Genomic DNA, 18,466 nt, shown 5'->3' on the forward strand with positions numbered 1-18,466 from the left:
GGAGCACAGGAACGAACCGATGAAAGTGAATGTACGAAGCGGGCCATCTGGAGCTCTCGACGAGCTGTCCGGTCGTTCCCGCGGGCACCAGCGGTACTCACACGTTGATGGCGGACCGGGGCTGGACTTCCCCGCTGCGGCAGAGGTGCTCCTCCGGGCGGCCGGGAAGGCGCGCGGGCTGCCATGGCGGCCGGGGGCGGGGGGAAAACCAAGTAGGCCGGGGCCCGCACCCCAAGGTGCGGGCCCCGGCCTACTGCTACGCGTGAGCGTCAGGCGGGAACGATGTTCTCGGCCTGCGGGCCCTTCTGGCCCTGCGTGACGTCGAACGAAACCTTCTGGCCCTCCTGCAGCTCGCGGAAGCCGGAAGCGGAGATGTTCGAGTAGTGAGCGAACACGTCAGCGCCGCCACCGTCCTGCTCGATGAAGCCGAAACCCTTTTCCGCGTTGAACCACTTCACGGTGCCAGTAGCCATGTCATATCTCCTTCGGGGCAGTGCCCGGAGCCCGCACTGTGCGGCCTCCGCGTCGCCGCGAGGTTGCCCCATCCGGAATGCACCGGAAATACAAAAGTGCTTCCACCGCTTACAGCAGTGAAGGCACTTGAAGTCTTTGGGAACCACAACTGCAACTGGGGAAACCATAGCATGCCACCAGCGGTAATGCTGGATCTCCGATTACTGGCCGCTAAAGGCACGAAATGCTGCGGTCGGTCTGCTGGTATTTCTGTGCCGGCGGTGTCAGATATTCCACCTGGGCTTTGACAGGGTCGGCGGACAGGATGCCGGGGGAGGCGGTCACCGACCGGCCCTCGCGCGCAGGCGGGCGACGCGTGCGGGGGCTGGCGAACTGCCCGGTCAGCGGCGGCCGGTGGCCAGGATGACGAGGAACTGGCCGCCGCCCGGCTCGATTTCGGCGGTCACCGGCAGCCCGGGAACCAGTCGGGAGAACCGGTCCACCAGCCAATCCGCGGCCTCCTGGGCGTCCCGCCGGGTCGGACAACGGCCCACCATCTCGCGACCCCCCTTGCGCTCCAGTCTTCCGGCAACGGTAATCAGCGGCGCGGGTTCGACCACGTACAGGCGGTCCGGCCAAGCGATGACCACCTCGACCGCGCCCTTGCGGGTGTTGCAGCCGCGGTGCGCCAGCCGCTCGGCGACCTTGGCCTTCCGGTCGGCGGTCCGGCTGTCCACGCTGGGCCCCCGCGGGTCGTTCACCGACATCTCGGGGTCGACCGGTTCGTCGCACACCCAGCACCGCCAGCCGTCGCGCTCGGCCACATCATCAAGGAGGCTCACCCGGGTAAGCTACCGCGCCCAGCCGGTACCCCGCGCACCTGGGCCGCGGCGGGCGAGGGTCCAGCCGTCAGTCGGGCACGGCGACTCTCCGTAGCCAAGAGACCGACGAAAACCCACCTGTAATCTCGCATCAGCCGCGATGTCAGGCGGCCAATAAACGACCGCGTTCATACCCGGTCACACGGAGAATGTGAACGCAACAGGCATTGAGCCGTACGCGCGTATCGCCAGTTCATCCCGGTCGGTCTGGAATTCCCGGGCGCTGCCGGAGGCGTCATGACGGTCGACGCGCACCCTTCGTTTCCTCCGCCTGCCATCCCTCCTCCACCACGTCCCCGAGCCGCCATCCCCCGACCGCCCCTGACCACCCGTCAGCCGGAACATCCGCAGGCCACACCCTGTCCCCCTGCTCCGCTGGGGGACAGGGCAGGTGCATCGCCTGACTCGCCGCAGGTTCGGGCGCTCGAACCGTTACCACATCCGAGCCGGTACCACCTTGCGGCATCCGGGGGCGTGGGATCCTCCGTTGCTGATCTTCCGGTCACGTTCGCTCTGCGCGACGAAGAGGCCATCCGTCGGGAACTGGAAGCTTTCCCAGCCGCCTTCAGTCTGCGAGTTCTGTGGCGGGGGCTGGATTCGTAGTCACCTGTTTGACCGGTCCGGCAGGCGTGGGCACGCGGGGAGCCGCCTACTGGGGATGGGTGCGTGGTGCCGGGCCTGCTTTACGAGCCGGCTTCCGGGACCCGCGGAGATCTGTTCGCACGAAGGGATGTTCCTGTGCCAAGTCAACTCACGCGTGGCAAGCGGCTTGCACTGTGCGCTGCCGTAGGAGCGGTTGTGGCGGCGGGGGGTGTGGCTGCTCTGGGCTACGGTACGGCCGCAGCGGTTCCGCAGGCGGCGGCGCGGCACACCGCATCGCCGAACCCCTGCACAGCCCAGGACCATCTGCTCACCATCGCCGTTACCACGGATGCCAAGAACGTCGCTGTCGGCGACCGCCTGTGGGACAGCCATGCCCGCTTCGTCAGGAGCACTCATCAGTCCTTCCTGGTCGCCTACGGCCTTGCGAAGGGTCCGGAGCGGGCCGACCCGCTGGACCCGGCCTCGGCGCTGACGGGTCGGACGGTGTACGTCCTCAACGAGTGCTACCGGACCAGCGCCGACATCAGCAGGCACTGGAAGATCACCTCCACGCGGTGGCCCGAGTTCCAGGCAGTCCTCGACTGGATGCACACCCCGGGCACGCAGGTGGTGACCCTGCACGACGGGCAGGTCAGAAACTCCCTCTGGTAGTCCGCGGCCCGGCGCCAGTCGGGCGGGCAGGGCTGGTCGGCGCGGCGCCTGACTCTAGCTGTCGGCAGTCGACGGCCGGTTCGTCCACGTCAGCGATGCTGGGGCCTTCGGGCGGCGCCCGCTCCGGCGTCTCGCGGCCTTCGGCCGTGGCGGCGCGCAGCCCTGGGGGCGGTTTTCCTGAGGCTGCGGGTTCTCGGCGACGGGGCCTCCGGGCAGGGTGAATGGGCCGTTTCCGTTGGTCGTGTCCCACGAAGATCAGGACGGCGGTCCAGTGGACCGGCGGTCGCCAGTTCTCGTATCGGGCGCATGCCAGTGGGGCGACCGGACCGGCGTCCACCACGTCCTCAGCCGCGCCGAGGAGCTCGCCGAACGGCACGATGTTCCCGACACCATGACGCCGTGCGTCTCGCTGTCCCCCTACGGCCTGACCCGTACCCGCGCCAGCGCCGCGACCGCCCACCTGGCCCTCGGCGACAGCTCGCAAGCCCTTTTCCGCGCCGGGCAATTCGCCGAGGTTCCGGCAGACCCGTGGAGCCGCGCACTCGTCAGCCTCGACGCCGCCACTGCCTACCTGGCCGTACGGGACGTAGAACGCGCGATGGAACTGTGGGCCGCCGCCATCCGGCAGCCCGCCGGACCGCCGATCCCGTCCGTCGTCACACGCGCCCACGAACTCGCAGCCCGCGCCACCGCCCGCTGGTCAGAACTGCCCTCGGTCCAGGACGACACCGAGATCCTCAGAGCCTGGTCCGCGACCCCTGCTGTCGCCGGCTTCGCAACACCTGCCACCATGATCGCAAAGCCGGTCGAGGGAGGGACATCAGCACGTGCGGACCGGCCCGGACAAGCGGCCGTTTCCCGCCGACCCGCCGACCCGCCGACCCGCCGCCCGACCTCGACAGTACGGCATCGGTGGCCGCACACGACTGGGCCGCGTTCACCGATGTGGAGGTCATGACCAACCACTGGGACGGGCCGGGCTGGACCGAAGCGACACGCGCCTACTACTGGCTCGTGCACTTCACCGATGCCCCGGACCTAGGAGCTGTCCGGCCGATCATTGATGGCGTGCGTGCGGCTGCTGCTGCATGAGATCGAAGTCGATTGCTGGGCGCCTGTTGCTGCGCGACCATCGTCGGATGAGTATGGATGAAGGTCGAAAGCTGACGCGGGTCGTGCAGACGTGTTCTGGCTGCCCATCGCAGTGGGATGCCTGGACGGCGGACGGCCACTACCTGTATCTCCGATACCGGCATGGCGAGGGCAGCGTCGAGTGGCACCCCGGCCCTGACTTTGATGACAGTCCGGAGTCTTGGAACGAGGGTCGCTCGGGGCTCCTGACCGAATGGGACGACGGCACCGGCAGCGGCGTCATCAGCCTTGAGGACTTCATGACGGCAGCCGGCCTAGTACTTGCGCCGGCAGCTTTGGTGGGTTGATGTCATGACACGCGGTCAGGTCCGGAGCCTGATGACAAGGGCGGCTGGCGTGACGGTGCCGAGGAAGACGTAGCCGCGCTTGTGGTAGCGGGTCGCGACAGCGCGGAAGTTCTTCAGCTTGTTGATGGCCCTCTCGACAGTGTTGCGGCTCTTGTACCGCTCCTTGTCGAAGCCGGGTGGCTGTCCGCCTCGCGATCCCCTGCACAGGCGGGCAGCCTGGCTGTCGGTCTTCTCCGGGATCGTGTGCCGGATGCCGCGCCGCCGCAGGTACTGACGGCAAGGACCGTTGCTGTAGGCCTTGTCGACTGCGGCGCTGTCGGGCTTCTTACGGTGCCGGCCCGACCCGAGCCGCGGAACCCGGATCTTCTCCAGCACTGGAATGAACGGGGTGCAGTCGGCCCGCTGCCCCGGCGCGACGATGAGGGACAACGGATGGCAGAAGCCGTCCGCTCTCAAGTGGATTTTGCTGGTGAAGCCGCCGCACGAGCGCCCCAGGCTCTCGCCTCCCGCACCACCTCCGCCGGGCGGCCGACGAGGCTCTGCCACGGAGTTTCGTCCTGGTGTTCCAGGGCCCCCGTCCCCCTTTGAGTCGGCAAGGCCCGGCGGCGGGTCGGTGCCGGCGCCGGCCGCGTGCTGATGCGCGCGCACGATGGTGGAGTCCACCGAGACGGCCCAGTCGATCTCGCCCACCGCGTCAGCTGCGGCTGGACCTGCCGCATCAGGCGTTCCCAGGTACCGTCGGCCGACCACAGCCGATGGCGGTCGTAGACCGTCTTCCCACCGACCGTTGCTCACCGGCAAGAACGGCCGCAGCCGTTCCCACTCGGCGTCCGACAGATCGCCGCGTTCTCCCCGCCCCATAACGGGAACACCGAGCAGATCAGGCGACGGTCACATGATCGGCCGGACAGCTCTTAGCAGACCAGGCAGAGCGCTGCCGGACCGTCCTCACCGGTCTGGGCTTCGACGCCATCGACCGCACCGGCCTTTACCTTGCTCTCGGCCGCATCGGACGGGCCCAAGACGTCACCGAACACCAACTCGCCCGTCTCGTTGACCTGGCCGGACACAACCTGCCGTCGGCGGCTACCGTGCACGCCATCCCCATGACAGGCTCCTGCGGCGCCGTCCGATACAGCCTTGCACCCTGGACCCCCGTCCGTCGGCTCCACTCCCATCTCGACACGTCGACTCGCGCCGCGGGGCTGCCCGGCCTACACCCCACCCCGACGCTGCGCCCCCACATCGGCATCGCCTACTCCAACCGAGTACAGCCCGCCGCTGCATGGGGTTCCACGCGGGCACGGCGGGCACGGACAGTGCCCACTACGTCCAGCCCCTTGGCGCTGGACCGAGTCTCGCGACCGCCCTGAACAACGCATTGCGTGCGGGGCGTTGGGACACGGCGGCGATGTTCGACTGTCAGATGCTGCCATGTGAGGCAGACCAGAAAAGGGACGTCTTGTGAGGCGCGGGCCCAGGTTGCCAGGGAGCAACCGGGGACCACACGCGGTGCGCGGTGGTGAGCGATGGAGGACTTCGCGATTTGGTGATCAAGGAGTCGCAGGTTCACATCCTGTCGTCCCGACGGTGCACGAAGGGCCCGCCGACCAGGTCAGCGCCACTTCACCCTGGACCAAGATCGTCTCAACCGGCGGTGAGCCCGCGCGGCCCGGGGCTGTCGGTGAACTACCTGCGCAATAAGGTGAGTTGAGCCTCCGGGCAGTACCCTGTGGTGCTTTGCGGCGACCACAGGGAGATCACGATGCACTACCGGAATCCCCGTTTCGAGCACTGGCCGGTCTACGAGGACATCACCGACACCTACTACCGGCACGGCCGCTTCTTCTACGGCGAGGACCGGGACGGCCACCTGCGGGTGGGGCGCGTCGTGGCCTTCTACCGGTACCTGCATCCCATCAACACCTCTGCCGTCGAGCCGGTCGTGCGCTTCGTCGGCACCGGCGGGGTGGAGGGCGAGCCCGAGTACGTCTCGCTGGGTGAGGTGACCGAGCGGTGGTGGATCGGCCGGACCGCCGAGGACGTCGAAAAGGCGTGGCGGGCGGCATCCACGACCGGGGAGTGGCCGCAGCCGCAGACCGGCGGGCCGGGACAGCACCCCGCGGCACCCTTCTACGTCGATCCGGCGCACTACCTGCTGTACTACGCGGCCCGTGACGACGACCGGTCCTACCTCGGCCGGGTCGTCGGGTGGGATCCGCCGCTGGATCGCAATGAGCTTCCCACGCCGATCGTGCGTCTCTACCAGCCGGACGGCAGCCTGGACGAGGAGGGCCAGTACGAGGGGCTGAACCTGCCGGTCGGCGGTTACGTCGCCGGGACGCTGGATGCAGCCCGGGACTACCTCGACAAGTAGCGCTAACGGGTGCCACATGCCCTGCCGCGCGAGGGGAGGCGCGGCGGGGCGCTGTCGAGCCGCTGTTCGCGGGAAATGCCTGGGCCCGCCGCCATTCGGTGGAGCGCGCCCAGTCGTCGCGATGCGGAATCTCCACGCCCACGGTCGAGTCCACGGCCGATCCGCGCGCACGGCGCGGGTGGCTCACTCGGCGCGTTGTCCGACCCGGAGGACGCTCAGATAGCGGCGTGCTGCTCGGTCGCCCATCCGCGTGCGGACGCGCTCGGCTACCGCGTCGAGCAGGGGCTCACGGATGTCGCGGTCGAGCCTCCGGTACAGCGACAACGAGCGAAGGTGATCGGCAAAGCCGTCTCCGTCGAACCATTGCACGGTCGGGTACCAGCGCACGATCGGGGGGCCGAACAGTCCTCCGGGATCGTCGACCAGGCCCCAGCCCTGGTCGGTGGCGCGCACCTCGTCCTCCAGGGGAGGACGACGCCAGTCGGGGTTCCCGGGGCAGAGCTGCTCGTGGAGATCGGCGGTCTCGGCGTAGAGCTCCTGCTCTCCCGGCCGGCGGACAACGACGTGGCCGAGCACCGCCATCCAGCCTCCGGGACGGAGCACGTCGTGCGCCCGTTGCCAGCCGATCGACGGGTCGACCCAGTGCCACGACGACGCGGCCACGAGAGCGTCGAAGCGTCGGCCGCGATCGTCCCACTCCTCGAACGTCGACGTCTCGACGTCGACGTTGCCGAAGGACGCGATCCGTTGGCGAGCGAGCGCGGCCATCTCCGCGCCCGGCTCGACGGCGGTCACTGAGCAGCCGAGTGCTGCCAGCGAGCGCGTCGCCTGACCGGTGCCGCAGCCCACTTCCAGCACCGACGACCTGTCGTCCGTGCCGGTGACGGCGACAAGGTCCGCGAACAGTTCGTCGGGGTAGCCCGGCCGGACCCGGTCGTAGAGCTCCGGCACGTCGTTGAACACCCGGCCGAGGTCGCGCGGATTCGGGCGCATCTCCGGAGTATCGGTCATGGGCGTACAAGCTATGAGGTTCGTCCACGGGGACGCCACTGGTTTAACGGCGGCTCCTCGACAGCAGCCGTGTCGGTCCTCTCTGTCTGCCCTGCGCGACGGCCCCGCAGCGGTCGCGGCGGTGTGGGACAGGTGGAAGGCCGGGGCGAGGTGCGGCGGGTCGGCGCCGACGGCCAGAGCTTCCCGGAGTGACGCGGCGCATCAAGGGTCAGGCGTGTCGTGCTTGTAGGCATTTGCGCATTTCGCGATGCTTGACGCGACATTGGTCGGCATCGTGTGGAGGCGTTTCATGGGTTCATCACGTGGTGTCAGCCGGCGTGCGCTGCTGGCGTCGGCCCCGGCGCTGGCGACGGGGGCGCTGCTCGCGCCCCGGGCCGCAGCCGCGCCCGCGCCGTTCCCGCAGCCGCCGGTCATCCGCTCCAAGGGCGGCGTCCTGTCGACCTCTCTGCGGGTCGCGTTCACCCGCGGCGTGCTGCCCGGCGTCGGCAACGTCAACCTCCGGCTCTACAACGGGCATGTGAACGGGCCGACACTTCGGCTGCGCCCGGGCGACGTCCTCGACCTGGAGCACGTCAACGACCTGCCGCCCAACCCCGACCAGACCTCCCACGCCGACCACAACGTCCCGCACAAGTTCAACTCGATCAATGTTCACACTCATGGCCTGCACGTCTCGCCGACGGGGAACGCGGACAACGTCTTCCGCGAGTTCACCCCCTACGACCCGCGCAACGGCCTGAACACGCGCAGCTACCGCAGCCGGATCGAGATTCCCGCGGATCACGAGGGCGGCACGTTCTGGTACCACCCCCACGTACACGGAGCAGCCGCCGTCCAGTTGTCCAGCGGGCTGGTGGGCGCCCTGATCGTCGAGGGGGCCATCGACCAGGTCCCGCAGGTGGCCGCCGCGAGCGACCTGGTGATGTGCGTCGGCGAACTGAAGCTCGCCCGGGGCCAGGTACCCGACCTGCACGCCGAGGACGATCTCAGCTCGGTTCCCTCGACCTTCGTCGTGAACGGGAACTACCGGCCGCAGGTGCGGCTGCGGGTGGGCGAGGTCCAGCGCTGGCGCCTGGTCAACGCCTCCGCGTTCACCGTCCTGCCGATCGAGGTGGAGGGGCACACCCTGCACCAGATCGCCATGGACGGCATCGCCTTCACCCGGCCCGTGGAGCGCGAGCGCGTCACCCTGGCCATGGGCAACCGCGCGGACGTCATGATCCGCGCACAGCGCCCGGGCAACTACCGGATCATGGCCGGGGACACCCTGCTGGCCACCGTGACCGTGCAGTCGGGACCCGGCGTACGGATGGACCTGCCCACCGAGCTGCCCGGCCCCGCGCCGTTCATCGACCCTGCCGAGGTGACCCGGCGCCGGGCCCTGACCTTCCACAGCGACATGGACGCCTTCCCCGGACAGGCGTTCACCCACGCCTTCCGCATCACCGGTGACGGCGCGACCCCCGCCACCCGCGACGCGGCTGACCCGTCGGATCCGACCTACGGGCGATTCGACCCCTCCTACGTCAACCACACGCTGCGGCTCGGCGACACCGAGGAATGGACGCTCACCAACGACTCCGCCAGCCACGCCAATCACCCCTTCCACCTGCACACCAACCACTTCCTGGTCACCGCCGTCGACGGCCGCGCACTCGACACACCCGTCTGGCAGGACACCGTCGCCATCAACAAGTCCGGCTCGGTGACCCTCCGCGTCCGCTTCAAGGACTTTCCCGGCCGGGCCCTGGTGCACTGCCATCACCTCCAGCACGAAGACCGCGGCATGATGCAACTCATCGAATACGTCTCCTGACCAGGGCGGGGACCAAGCCTGTTGCTCGACGCCCGGCCGGCCCTCCTCGGTCGTCCCTGCCCCGGAGACCGGCCGTCGAGCCGCTCTTCACCGCAGGCCAGCGGACCGAGGGCGATCCGGAGACCCCGACCGTGCTGGACGCCGCCTACACCGCCCGTCGGTGCCCGCCACCAGGTGGTCGGGGCAGCGGGCAGCGCTCTGCGGCTCACGGATGCCGGGGACGCTGCCAGGGCGAGGTTGCGCGCGCTGGTGACCGAGCTGCGCGGTGTGGTCCACGAGGGCATCAGCGACGAAGGGTACGTAGCCGCGCTCAAGGCGCTGCGCAAGATGGTCGCCAACGTCCAGCGCAGCAAAGCCTCCGGGCCGGCTTCTTCCTCTCGGCCTGCCTGCGAACCGGTCGGGGGAGACCATGTGCGTAGGGTGCAGAAGCCGGTTGACGGCGGCGCTGGCCAGCGTCTTGGGCTTGGTCGAATCGACGTCTGAGGGGTACAGGTTCGAGGCGGCGCACGCCGAGCGGGCGAACGGGACCGTCGTGGGCACGGTGGCCATGGGATGCGTCCGTCGGTGAGGTCGGTAGCCTGCCGTCATGGTTTCGGGCGAGGGGGCCGGGCACATCGGTGCCGATCTTGAGGGTCAGGGCTGGGGTGTGACGCGTGCCTGGGTGGAGAAGGGGCTGTCAGCGGCCGAGCGCATCGAGGACGTCGTACGGTTGCGTGGCGGCTGGACGTCGGAGATGCGCCGCCTGGGCATCTGCGGGCCGGGCGGTCGACGCTCACTAGTCCTGCGGTCCTTTGCGAAGCCCTTCTTCGTCCGGCACGCGGAGGGCCTGCTGACCCGCGAGGCAGCCGTCCTGCGCCTGCTCGGCGACACGGACGTGCCCGCAGCCACGCTTGTGGCGGTGGACGCAACGGCGCGCTACTGCGACCATCCCTCCTTGCTGATGTCCCTGCTGCCCGGGACCGTGCGCCTGGGCGATGAAGGGGCCGAGCGGCGTGCCGAACTGCTTGCCCGTCAATTGCTGCGCATCCACCGGCTGCCGGTGACCGCGGAGGCCCGGCCGCGCACCTATCAGGCGTGGACCTCTCCCGAGCGGGTGAGCCCGCCCGAAGACACCGAGCGGCCTGAGCTGTGGCAACGGGCCGTGGACGTGATCCGCCGCGAGCCCCCGGACTACCGGGCCTGTTTCCTGCACCGGGACTTCCATCCCGGCAATGTCCTCTTCACGGGTGACGGCGACGGTCTGCGGATCAGCGGCGTCGTCGACTGGGTGGAGACCTCCTGGGGGCCGGCCGACCTGGACGTGGCCCACTGCTCGACGGCCCTGGCCCTGCTGCACGGCGTTCCCGCGGGCATGCGCTTCGCCGACCGCTACCTCGATGCGGGAGGAACGCTGGCCGAGGACCGCGCCGCTCATCTCTACTGGCGTCTGCTGGACGCGTTGGCCTTCGCTCCGGACGCCGAGAAGGTCGCCATCCCCTGGCGCGAGGTGGGCCGTGCTGATCTGACCCCCACCGTGCTGACCAGGCGGCTGGAGGGATACCTCCAGGCCCTTTTCGACCGGTACGCATGAATCCGGACCGGTGGCCCGGCCGCCAGCGGTCCTGGGCGGACGCGATCAGCGGCGGTCTCCCGCTGCGGCAAGCGGCTCAGCCACGCGGGAGCGGTGGGCGTTGACCGTCTCGTCAACTGCCTGACCGAGGTTGGCCCCAGGAGAAACCGGTCCCCGACCCGCGGTGCAGGCGGCGGCGGAGTTGCCGTAGAGCGCGGACTGCGAGGCACCGGTCGGCGAGGTCGTAGGTGGTGTGCGGCACCGAGGCGACCGGCTGGGCCTGGTCGGTGTTGGGCGCGGCCAGCAGGGTCCGCGTCGCGGAGGGGTAGGACAGCCGGGCCACCGAGTCGCCGGGCCGCACCGGCGGCTGGGCTGGTGATCGACGTCAGCTTGTGCGCGGTGTAGCCGAAGGACGTCGTGCGGTTGAGGGTGTCGTTCACCGAGGCCAGGTCCCCGGAGCCGTTGACGGCGTAGGTCACGGTGCGGACCGTACCGTCGGATGCCGTCTGCTTCAGGGGCGCCGTAGCGCCATTGAGCAGATCCCGCGCCCCGCCAGCGGCATACGTCTCCGCGAAGAACTTCGCCGTGACCTTCCTCATGACATGAGCCGCGTTATCCGGGGAACGGCCGTGCGCGGCCGGAGAAGCGAGGCCGCCCGGCCAGGGGGAGGCGCAATGCGCAGGAGAGGCCGAGGCGCGGGAGGGGCGGCGACGCCGCCTCGTGCTCGGGGGGCGGGGCGTTTTGGCTTCGGCGCCGTCGACCAGAAGGGTTTGACCCGGTTGGTGGGCTTGGCGTCTCTCGTGATCGTCGGTGGTACGGGGGGCGGAAGGGGCGTCGCTTCGCGGGGGAGCGGAGCGGCGGCGCCTCGGGGGATCACCCGGCTGCCTCTCACCCGTATGGCTTAGAGTTCCGCGAGGATCGCTTGATCCCGTTGAGAGAGGATTCCCTGTGGCTGGCAAAGACATCGCTAAGCGCTTGATCGGTCTGCTGTCCGTCCGGGGTGAGGATCTGGCCGCCGAGTGGGCCGACAAGGTGACCGGTTCGCTCGGCGGACGGGTGAGCCGTTCCGAGGTCGAGCGGGAGCTCCGGGAGATCTACGCCGCGCTGCTGGCCGCGCTCGGCAGCGGGAGCGTGGACGGGCACGACGAGGCGTTCGGCGAGGTACGTGCGCTGCTGACCGAACTGTCGCGGAACCGGGCCATGCAGGGCTTCGCTCCCACCGAGACCGCCGTGAGCGTGTTCGCGCTCAGGGAGGTCCTGGCGCCGGCGCTGGAGGGCGAGGACAGCGACCCGCAGGCGTACCTGCAGTTCGCCGCGCTGCTGGACACGCTCGGGCTGTTCACCATCGAGGTCTACACCCGTACCCGCGAAGGGCTGATCGCGGCGCAGGCGGAGCAGTTGCTGGAGCTGTCCACCCCGGTCGTGAAGCTGTGGGACGGCGTGGTCGGCGTCCCGCTGGTCGGAACCCTGGACTCGGCGCGCACCATGGTGGTCATGGAGAAGATGCTCCAGGCACTGATCGACACCGGGTCGGAGCAGGCGATCATCGACATCACCGGTGTGCCCGCCGTGGACACCGAGGTCGCCCAGCATCTGCTGAAGACCGTCGTGGCGGCCCGGCTCATGGGCGCCGAGTGCACGATCTCCGGCATCCGCCCGCAGATCGCCCAGACCATCGTGGCGCTGGGCATCGACTTCGGTGACATCGTCACCAAGGCCACGCTGGCGGACGCCCTGCGGCACGCGCTGCGCCGTTCCGGAGTCACGGTCTCCCGTACGGCACCGCAGGCCGGTGGCCGATGAGCGAGCAGGTACCCGTCCTGCGGATCGGGCAGGTACTTCTGGTCTCGATCCAGACCGACCTCGACGACCAGGCCGTGATGCGACTCCAGGACGACCTCGCCGCCGCGGTGGTGGACACCGGCGCGCACGGGGCGATCATCGACATCACCGCCGTGGAGATCGTCGACTCGTTCGTCGGCCGCATGCTGGCCACCATCGCCAACCTCGCCCGGCTGCTGGACGCCCAGACCGTCGTGGTGGGCATGCGCCCCGCCGTCGCGATCACCCTGGTCGAACTCGGCCTCTCGCTCGGCAACGTACGGACCGCGCTCACCTTGGACAAGGGCCTGCGCATGCTCGAACACGACCGCGTCGGGCACGGCTTCGAAAGCACCGTGCCGGACGCAGCGGCTGACGCATGAACGGCGCCTCCCGTACCCCGGAGGTACTGGAGATCACCGCCACCACCCAGGTCGTACAGGCCCGCCAGTTGGTGCGCGCGCTGGCACAGGAATGCCGGTTCTCCCTGGTGGAGCAGACCAAGCTGATCACCGCGGCCAGTGAACTGGCCCGCAACACCCTCATCCACGGCGGCGGGGGCACCATGACCGCACTGCTGGTGGAGCAGCACGGACGGCGCGGCGTGCGGCTCGTCTTCACCGACGACGGACCGGGCATCGCGGACATCGACCTGGCGATGACCGACGGCTGGACCTCGGACAGCGGAATGGGCCTGGGACTGCCCGGTTCCAAGCGGCTGGTCGACGACTTCGTACTGGAGACGACGCCCGGCGAAGGCACCACCGTCACCATCACCAAGTGGGTCCGATGACGACCCCCGGTTCCCCCGGGCTGGCCGACTGCGAGGACGTGGCCTGGTTCCGCGACCGGCTCGACGCCGCGCGTGGCGCGGCGGCGGCGCTCGGCCGCCGGATCGGCCTGGGCGATCAGCGCACCGCCGAGTTGGTCCTGGCCGTCTCGGAACTGGCGGCCAACATCACCAAGCACGCCGTCGACGGCTCCCTGCTGCTGCGGGTGCTGCGCAGCCACGCCGAGTCCGCGGGGAACGTGGTGGCAGGTGTGGAGGTGATCGCTGTCGACAGCGGTCCCGGCATGGCCGACGTCTCCGCCGCCCTGCGGGACGGGATGTCGACCGCGGGCACGCTGGGCATCGGCCTGGGCGCCGTACAGCGTCTCGCCGACACCTTCGACATCCACTCCCAACCGGGCGTCGGCACCGTCCAGTTGGCCCGCTTCTGGCCGCGCTCCGCGGCGCCCGCCACGGCCGGGGAACCCGCCGTCGGAGGCATCACCCGCCCGATCAGCGGCGAACAGTCCTGCGGCGACGCGTGGGCCGCGCGTATGGACGCGCGGACAACGGCGCCGCGCGGCCAAGCGCCGACAGCCCCTGACCAGGCCGCCGGCGCACCGCCCAGTTGGTCGGACCTGACCAGCCCCCGTCCCACCGCGGTCAGCGCCGCGGACGCCGGCCTCCGGGCCGGTCCGTGGCCGGGTTCGGGCGGCCGTCCGGCGTCGGCACACGGAGGCGACCGTCCGGCGTCGGCACACGGGGGCGGCCGTCCTGCGCCCGTGCACGGGGGCGGACGTCCCGCGTCGGTGCGCGGAGGCGGACGTCCCGCGCCCGTGCGGGGCGCCGTGCCAGGGCCCGGCGAGGGCCTGCTCGTCATGTCCTGCGACGGACTGGGCCACGGCCCGCTGGCCGCACTGGCCGCACAGGCGGCCGTCCAGGCGTTCCGCACCGGATCCGGTCATACGCCCGAGCAGGTGATGGAAGAAGTGCACCGCGCCCTACGCGGCACCCGCGGCGCCGCCGTGGCCGTCGCCCGTCTCGAGCCCGACGGGCGGGTGCTGTTCTGCGGCGTCGGAAACATCACCGCGGTCCTGCTCACCCGGACCACCCGCACCACGTTGCTGTCCCACCCCGGCATCGTCGGCCACCAGACGCACCAACTGCGCACCCATGAATACCGGATGCCCGCACAGGGGGCGCTGGTGATGCACTCCGACGGGCTCAGCGAACGCTGGAAAGGCGCCGATCTGGCCGGGATGCTGCACCATCCGCCCGCGGTGATCGCCACGGGGCTGCTGCGCCTGGCCGCGACCCGCCGTGACGACGCCAGCGCAGTGATCGCCAAAGCGGCCCAGTGAGCCCGCCCGTGTCCGACCGCCTCAGCCCGACCCCCCTGCTGGTCACCCCCATCAGGACCGAGCGGGACGTGTTCGCGCTGCGCCGCCACGCCAAGACCATCACCGAGGCGGTCGGCCTGGACAGCCGCGACCAGGTACGTCTGGCCACCGCGGTGAGCGAACTGGGCCGGGACCTGCTCCGCCCCGCGGTGAGCGAACCGGGCCGGGACCTGCTCCGCCCGGCGCCGATGACCGCGGTCTTCAGCATGCGGCAGGAACCGCCCGTTCTCCTCACCGTGTTGCAGTGGGGCGACGACCGCGCCCCCAGCCGCGAGTCGCTGACGGCCGTCACCCGGCTGCTGCCCCAGACGCGTTACGAGACCGCCCCCGCCGCTCCCGCGCGGCCCCCGTCGGGCCCCGGCCGCGTCGAGATCGCCTGCCCGATCCCCGAACTCGCCGCCCGCGACCTGAGGATTGAGCAGGTCCGCTCGCTCCTCGCGTCCGCGAGCCCGGCCAGCGCGATCGACGACCTCCAGGCCCAGACCCGCGACCTGATCGCCTCACTCCAGGAAGCACACGCCCAGCGCGACGAACTCGAACGGCTCAACGACGAACTGACCGAGACCAACGCCGGCGTCATGGCCATGTACGCGGAACTCTCCGTCGAGCACAAAGACGTCGTCGAGCGCTACAGCCAGGAACACGAGCTCGCCCTGGCTCTGCAGAGTACGTTCCTGCCCGCCACCCTCCCACAGGTCCCCGGCGCCGAACTCGCCGTGCGCTACCTGCCCTCCGCCACCACGGCCGAGATCGGCGGTGACTTCTACGAAGCCGTCGACACCTCCCGAGGGCTCCTCCTGGCAGTCGGTGACGTGGTCGGCCATTCCCTGCAAGCCGCCATGGTCATGGGCGAACTCCGCCACGCACTGCGCGCCTACGCCGCCCAGGACCACCCCCCGCACGTACTGCTGGAGCAGCTCGACCGCCTCCTGGGCCTTCATCGGCCCGGATGGACCGCCACCGTCTGCATCGCGCTGGTCGAGCCCGGCAACGCCTGCCTGCGTATCGCCAACGCGGGCCATCTCCCGCCGCTGCTCCTCCACCCCGACGGCACCTATCGCTACCTGACCGAACACGGCCCGCTGCTGGGCCTGGGCCTGCCCCATCCCCCCGCCACCGCGCACCCCGTCGAACCCGGCAGCCGACTCCTCATGATCACCGACGGGCTCATCGAGACCCGCGACAGCATCCTGGACAAACGCCTCGAACTCCTCGCCGCCACCGCCGCGGCCGGCCCCCGAGAACCCGACGCCCTGTGCTCGGAACTGCTCGACACCTTCGGCGCCGAGCCCGACGACGACATCATCGTCTTCACCACCCGCCTCACCCCGCCGCCAGCGGAGGGGTGAGTGTCGCCGTCGGCCGTGGTCCTGCCCGGGGCCGGGCCGGGCCGTGCCGCCGGGTGAGACCCGCCGCACCCCCGGCGATCGACGGTGTCGACGGCCCCTGCCGCCGACTTCGGCGATGACGTGGGGGCCGTACAGGGTTGCCAGCACCCGGCATCGTGGTCCGTTGCTCCGTCCTGTCATCATGACCACGGCGCGGGAGTGGCGGCGTCGTGGTCCGCATGAGGGCATCCGCGCCATGTGCCTTCCACCGGTGCTGTGCCGCCTCGCTCCGATGTGCGCGAGCATGCCGGGCGCAAGAGCGCTCGCCTGAGACAGGAGCCGTAATGGCACTGAAGATACGCACACCGAAGACTGCCGCCGTGGCGCTCGCCGCCACCGTGGCCGCGGTCTCGTTGGGCACCGCCCTTCCCTCGGCCGCCGCCGGGTACACCGCGTCGGCGGGACCGTGGAGCGCGGCCGTCGCCCTGACCGGAGCGGACGGCCAGCAGACTCTCATCGATGTCCAGGTGGCCGGTGACGGCGCCGCGTTCGCGCTGTGGCGGGACAAGGCCGCCGGGGCCACCGGTTGGGACTTCCGGACCGCCGTACGGCCTGCCGGAACCACGACATGGAGTGCGCCGCACACCCTGGCGACCGGGCGTGCCGAGAATTCCGCGGCCGCCCTTGCCGTGAGCGCCGACGGACGGGCCGTGGTGTCCTGGCTGGACGGCAGTGGCACGGACGGTTCGCTGGTCGCCCTGGCCGCGGGCTGGAACCCGGCCACGGCGACCTGGTCCGCCCCGGCCACCCTCGCCGCCTGGGACGGCCTGGACATGTCCACGCCCCGCCTGGCCGCGGCGGCCGACGGCACCTTCACCGCCGTATGGGACCAGGGCGACGGGTACCGTAACTACGATGTGAGAACCGCCGCCCTCGCCCCCGGCGACCAGGCGTGGTCCGCACCCCGGACGCTGGCTTCCACCACGACCGGATCCCTCTGGAGCATCGACCTCGCGGTGGCCCCCGGCGGCGCCGCCACCGCGGTCTGGGATGAACTCAACCGTTTCACCGGCGAGCACACGGTCTCCACCGCCACCCGCACCTCGGCCCGGTCCAGTTGGAGCGGTGCCTCCGTGCTGCCCGGCACCGACGCCACGTCAAGCGACGTACAGGTGGCGATGGACGCCAAGAACGCCTCCACCGTGCTGTGGCGCAACGGCGCCAACGACCTCAAATCCGCCACCCGCACCGCTCCTTCGGGTAGCTGGAGCGCAGCTCAGACCGCCGTTTCCGCCATCAACTACAGCGACGGAAGCGAACCGTTGGCCGCGCCCAACGGTGACGTCACCTACGTGTGGACGGGCTGGAGCCCCACCGCCGGTGTCCCCATTGTGCAGACCGTGACCCGTACCGCGAGCACCGGGACCTGGTCGGCGCCGAAGACGCTGTCCACCGGCTACGTGAACTGGCGGGTGGACGCCTCCATCGGCGCTGACGGAACCGTGCAGGTCGTGTGGCCGCAGGTGCCGAGCATCGACAACGGCAACGACCACTACCTCGAGTGGGCGGTGCGCGCCGACGGCACCTGGAGCCAGGCCACCGCTTTGAACAGCACACCTGTCGTCGACGTCCCCAACACCGACGCCCTCGCAGGCGAGGTGGCTGCCGGACCGGACGGCCGGGCCACGGTGCTGTGGCGCAAGGCCGAGTACGTCGGCAGCGGCGGCTACACCTCCCAGGTGTGGTCCGAGGCGCAGACCCTGTCGATGGTCAAGCCACAGATCACCACCAGCGCAGCGGTGAGCGGAACGGCCCGAACCGGCTCCACCCTCACCTGCTCCGCCGCCTGGAACGGCACCAACGCCAAGGCCGCCTTGGCCTGGCTGCGCGACGGCGCGGTCATCTCCGGTGCCACCGCCAAGACCCGCGTCCTCACCTCTGCCGACTACGCCCACAAGGTGTCCTGCCGGGTCACGGTCAGCAACGGCGCGGGCTCCGTCGCTTCCACCTCGCCCGCGCGGAAGGTCGAGGTCGGCCCCGCGCTGAAGACCACCACCGCGCCGTCGATCTCCGGCTCCGTCAAGGTCGGTCACAAGCTGACGGCTGCCCGCGGCACCTGGTCGCCGTCCGCCACTTCCTACACGTACCAGTGGAAGCGCAACGGCAAGACCATCAAGGGTGCGACCAAGTCCGCCTACGCCCTGGTGAAGGCCGACCGCGGCCGGAAGATCACGGTCACGATCACGGCCCACCGCAGCGGCTGGACCAATGGCGCGGCCACCACAAAGCCCGTCACCGTGCGCTGACCCGACGCGGGCCGGTACCACCGGCCCGCGTCCGCCGGTCCGGAGCCCGGTCGACTCAGAGG

Annotated in this window: 17 protein-coding genes and 2 pseudogenes; 14 read left to right on the top strand and 5 right to left on the bottom strand. The window is 70.3% G+C overall.

Annotated features, from left to right (window positions below; all coding sequences use genetic code 11):
- Positions 1-269: 269 nt before the first annotated feature.
- Together ACZ4EF_RS32340 and ACZ4EF_RS32345 are read right to left on the bottom strand one after the other, a co-directional pair.
- Positions 270-473, bottom strand: coding sequence for a cold-shock protein (locus ACZ4EF_RS32340; protein ID WP_311297653.1), 204 nt, complete (start codon positions 471-473; stop codon positions 270-272).
- A gap of 381 nt (positions 474-854) precedes the next feature.
- Entirely contained in the window at positions 855-1,295 is a 441-nt protein-coding gene (locus ACZ4EF_RS32345) for a hypothetical protein (protein ID WP_355342716.1), read from the bottom strand.
- 852 nt (positions 1,296-2,147) lie between these two features.
- On the opposite strand from ACZ4EF_RS32345, the gene ACZ4EF_RS32350 reads away from it, so the two are divergent.
- From ACZ4EF_RS32350 to ACZ4EF_RS32365, 4 genes are all read left to right on the top strand, one after another.
- On the top strand, positions 2,148-2,588 hold the full coding sequence (locus ACZ4EF_RS32350; RefSeq protein WP_467507700.1) for a hypothetical protein: 441 nt from the start codon (positions 2,148-2,150) through the stop codon (positions 2,586-2,588).
- A 241-nt stretch (positions 2,589-2,829) separates the two neighbouring features.
- A complete protein-coding gene (locus ACZ4EF_RS32355) occupies positions 2,830-3,546 on the top strand; it encodes a hypothetical protein (RefSeq protein ID WP_467507702.1) in 717 nt (238 codons plus the stop codon).
- Positions 3,543-3,680 (top strand): hypothetical protein, encoded by a 138-nt coding sequence (locus ACZ4EF_RS32360; RefSeq protein WP_467345888.1) that lies wholly within the window; start codon positions 3,543-3,545, stop codon positions 3,678-3,680. The genes ACZ4EF_RS32355 and ACZ4EF_RS32360 overlap by 4 nt, the downstream gene beginning before the upstream one ends.
- 47 nt (positions 3,681-3,727) lie before the next feature.
- Positions 3,728-4,027, top strand: coding sequence for a hypothetical protein (locus tag ACZ4EF_RS32365; protein ID WP_391046191.1), 300 nt, complete (start codon positions 3,728-3,730; stop codon positions 4,025-4,027).
- Between the two features lie 15 nt (positions 4,028-4,042).
- On the opposite strand, the pseudogene ACZ4EF_RS32370 reads toward ACZ4EF_RS32365, so the two are convergent.
- Positions 4,043-4,888, bottom strand: a pseudogene (locus ACZ4EF_RS32370) (IS5 family transposase).
- Positions 4,889-5,792: 904 nt separating this feature from the next.
- Between ACZ4EF_RS32370 and ACZ4EF_RS32375 the strand changes: the two are divergent.
- Complete coding sequence (locus ACZ4EF_RS32375; protein ID WP_467507704.1) at positions 5,793-6,404, top strand: hypothetical protein; 612 nt, start codon at positions 5,793-5,795, stop codon at positions 6,402-6,404.
- A gap of 183 nt (positions 6,405-6,587) precedes the next feature.
- Here the strand turns inward: ACZ4EF_RS32375 and ACZ4EF_RS32380 are convergent, their stop codons facing one another.
- Complete coding sequence (locus ACZ4EF_RS32380; protein ID WP_391162955.1) at positions 6,588-7,415, bottom strand: class I SAM-dependent methyltransferase; 828 nt, start codon at positions 7,413-7,415, stop codon at positions 6,588-6,590.
- 289 nt (positions 7,416-7,704) lie between these two features.
- Here ACZ4EF_RS32380 and ACZ4EF_RS32385 point away from each other — a divergent pair, with 289 nt between their 5' ends.
- The 3 genes and pseudogenes from ACZ4EF_RS32385 to ACZ4EF_RS32395 all read left to right on the top strand — a co-directional run bounded on the left by ACZ4EF_RS32385 (position 7,705) and on the right by ACZ4EF_RS32395 (position 10,801).
- Positions 7,705-9,231, top strand: coding sequence for a multicopper oxidase family protein (locus ACZ4EF_RS32385; RefSeq protein ID WP_467507706.1), 1,527 nt, complete (start codon positions 7,705-7,707; stop codon positions 9,229-9,231).
- A 186-nt stretch (positions 9,232-9,417) separates the two neighbouring features.
- Positions 9,418-9,588, top strand: a pseudogene (locus ACZ4EF_RS32390) (MarR family transcriptional regulator); the annotation flags it as partial.
- Between the two features lie 229 nt (positions 9,589-9,817).
- Positions 9,818-10,801 carry a phosphotransferase family protein gene (locus tag ACZ4EF_RS32395; RefSeq protein WP_467507707.1) on the top strand — a complete coding sequence of 328 codons (984 nt, stop codon included), beginning with the start codon at positions 9,818-9,820 and terminating at the stop codon, positions 10,799-10,801.
- A 112-nt stretch (positions 10,802-10,913) separates the two neighbouring features.
- Here ACZ4EF_RS32395 and ACZ4EF_RS32400 read toward each other — a convergent pair whose 3' ends face one another.
- On the bottom strand, positions 10,914-11,141 hold the full coding sequence (locus ACZ4EF_RS32400) for a hypothetical protein (RefSeq protein ID WP_467507709.1): 228 nt from the start codon (positions 11,139-11,141) through the stop codon (positions 10,914-10,916).
- A 587-nt stretch (positions 11,142-11,728) separates the two neighbouring features.
- Here ACZ4EF_RS32400 and ACZ4EF_RS32405 point away from each other — a divergent pair.
- The 6 genes from ACZ4EF_RS32405 (at position 11,729) to ACZ4EF_RS32430 (ending at position 18,404) form a co-directional block, all read left to right on the top strand.
- Positions 11,729-12,583 (top strand): STAS domain-containing protein, encoded by an 855-nt coding sequence (locus ACZ4EF_RS32405; RefSeq protein WP_355342695.1) that lies wholly within the window; start codon positions 11,729-11,731, stop codon positions 12,581-12,583.
- A complete protein-coding gene (locus ACZ4EF_RS32410) occupies positions 12,580-12,984 on the top strand; it encodes an STAS domain-containing protein (RefSeq protein WP_355342692.1) in 405 nt (134 codons plus the stop codon). Before ACZ4EF_RS32405 ends, ACZ4EF_RS32410 begins: the two co-directional genes overlap by 4 nt.
- Entirely contained in the window at positions 12,981-13,394 is a 414-nt protein-coding gene (locus ACZ4EF_RS32415) for an anti-sigma regulatory factor (protein ID WP_355342689.1), read from the top strand. Before ACZ4EF_RS32410 ends, ACZ4EF_RS32415 begins: the two co-directional genes overlap by 4 nt.
- Complete coding sequence (locus tag ACZ4EF_RS32420; protein ID WP_391046178.1) at positions 13,391-14,731, top strand: ATP-binding protein; 1,341 nt, start codon at positions 13,391-13,393, stop codon at positions 14,729-14,731. Before ACZ4EF_RS32415 ends, ACZ4EF_RS32420 begins: the two co-directional genes overlap by 4 nt.
- A gap of 8 nt (positions 14,732-14,739) precedes the next feature.
- Positions 14,740-16,119: a PP2C family protein-serine/threonine phosphatase gene (locus ACZ4EF_RS32425; protein WP_401719149.1), complete on the top strand. Its 1,380-nt coding sequence runs from the start codon at positions 14,740-14,742 to the stop codon at positions 16,117-16,119.
- A 323-nt stretch (positions 16,120-16,442) separates the two neighbouring features.
- Positions 16,443-18,404, top strand: a complete 1,962-nt coding sequence (locus tag ACZ4EF_RS32430) for a hypothetical protein (protein ID WP_467507712.1) — start codon at positions 16,443-16,445, stop codon at positions 18,402-18,404.
- Positions 18,405-18,466: the final 62 nt, after the last annotated feature.

It is taken from the genome of Streptomyces sp. NPDC025721, assembly GCF_055558595.1.

Excerpts from the sequence above, each read along its gene's own strand:
- ACZ4EF_RS32385 (WP_467507706.1), top strand. The coding sequence starts at position 7,705 with ATGGGTTCATCACGTGGTGTCAGCCGGCGTGCGCTGCTGGCGTCGGCC.
- ACZ4EF_RS32375 (WP_467507704.1), top strand. The coding sequence starts at position 5,793 with ATGCACTACCGGAATCCCCGTTTCGAGCACTGGCCGGTCTACGAGGAC.
- ACZ4EF_RS32430 (WP_467507712.1), top strand. The coding sequence starts at position 16,443 with ATGGCACTGAAGATACGCACACCGAAGACTGCCGCCGTGGCGCTCGCC.
- ACZ4EF_RS32360 (WP_467345888.1), top strand. The coding sequence starts at position 3,543 with ATGACCAACCACTGGGACGGGCCGGGCTGGACCGAAGCGACACGCGCC.
- ACZ4EF_RS32410 (WP_355342692.1), top strand. The coding sequence starts at position 12,580 with ATGAGCGAGCAGGTACCCGTCCTGCGGATCGGGCAGGTACTTCTGGTC.
- ACZ4EF_RS32340 (WP_311297653.1), bottom strand. The coding sequence starts at position 473 with ATGGCTACTGGCACCGTGAAGTGGTTCAACGCGGAAAAGGGTTTCGGC.
- ACZ4EF_RS32395 (WP_467507707.1), top strand. The coding sequence starts at position 9,818 with ATGGTTTCGGGCGAGGGGGCCGGGCACATCGGTGCCGATCTTGAGGGT.
- ACZ4EF_RS32420 (WP_391046178.1), top strand. The coding sequence starts at position 13,391 with ATGACGACCCCCGGTTCCCCCGGGCTGGCCGACTGCGAGGACGTGGCC.
- ACZ4EF_RS32415 (WP_355342689.1), top strand. The coding sequence starts at position 12,981 with ATGAACGGCGCCTCCCGTACCCCGGAGGTACTGGAGATCACCGCCACC.
- ACZ4EF_RS32365 (WP_391046191.1), top strand. The coding sequence starts at position 3,728 with ATGAGTATGGATGAAGGTCGAAAGCTGACGCGGGTCGTGCAGACGTGT.
- ACZ4EF_RS32380 (WP_391162955.1), bottom strand. The coding sequence starts at position 7,415 with ATGACCGATACTCCGGAGATGCGCCCGAATCCGCGCGACCTCGGCCGG.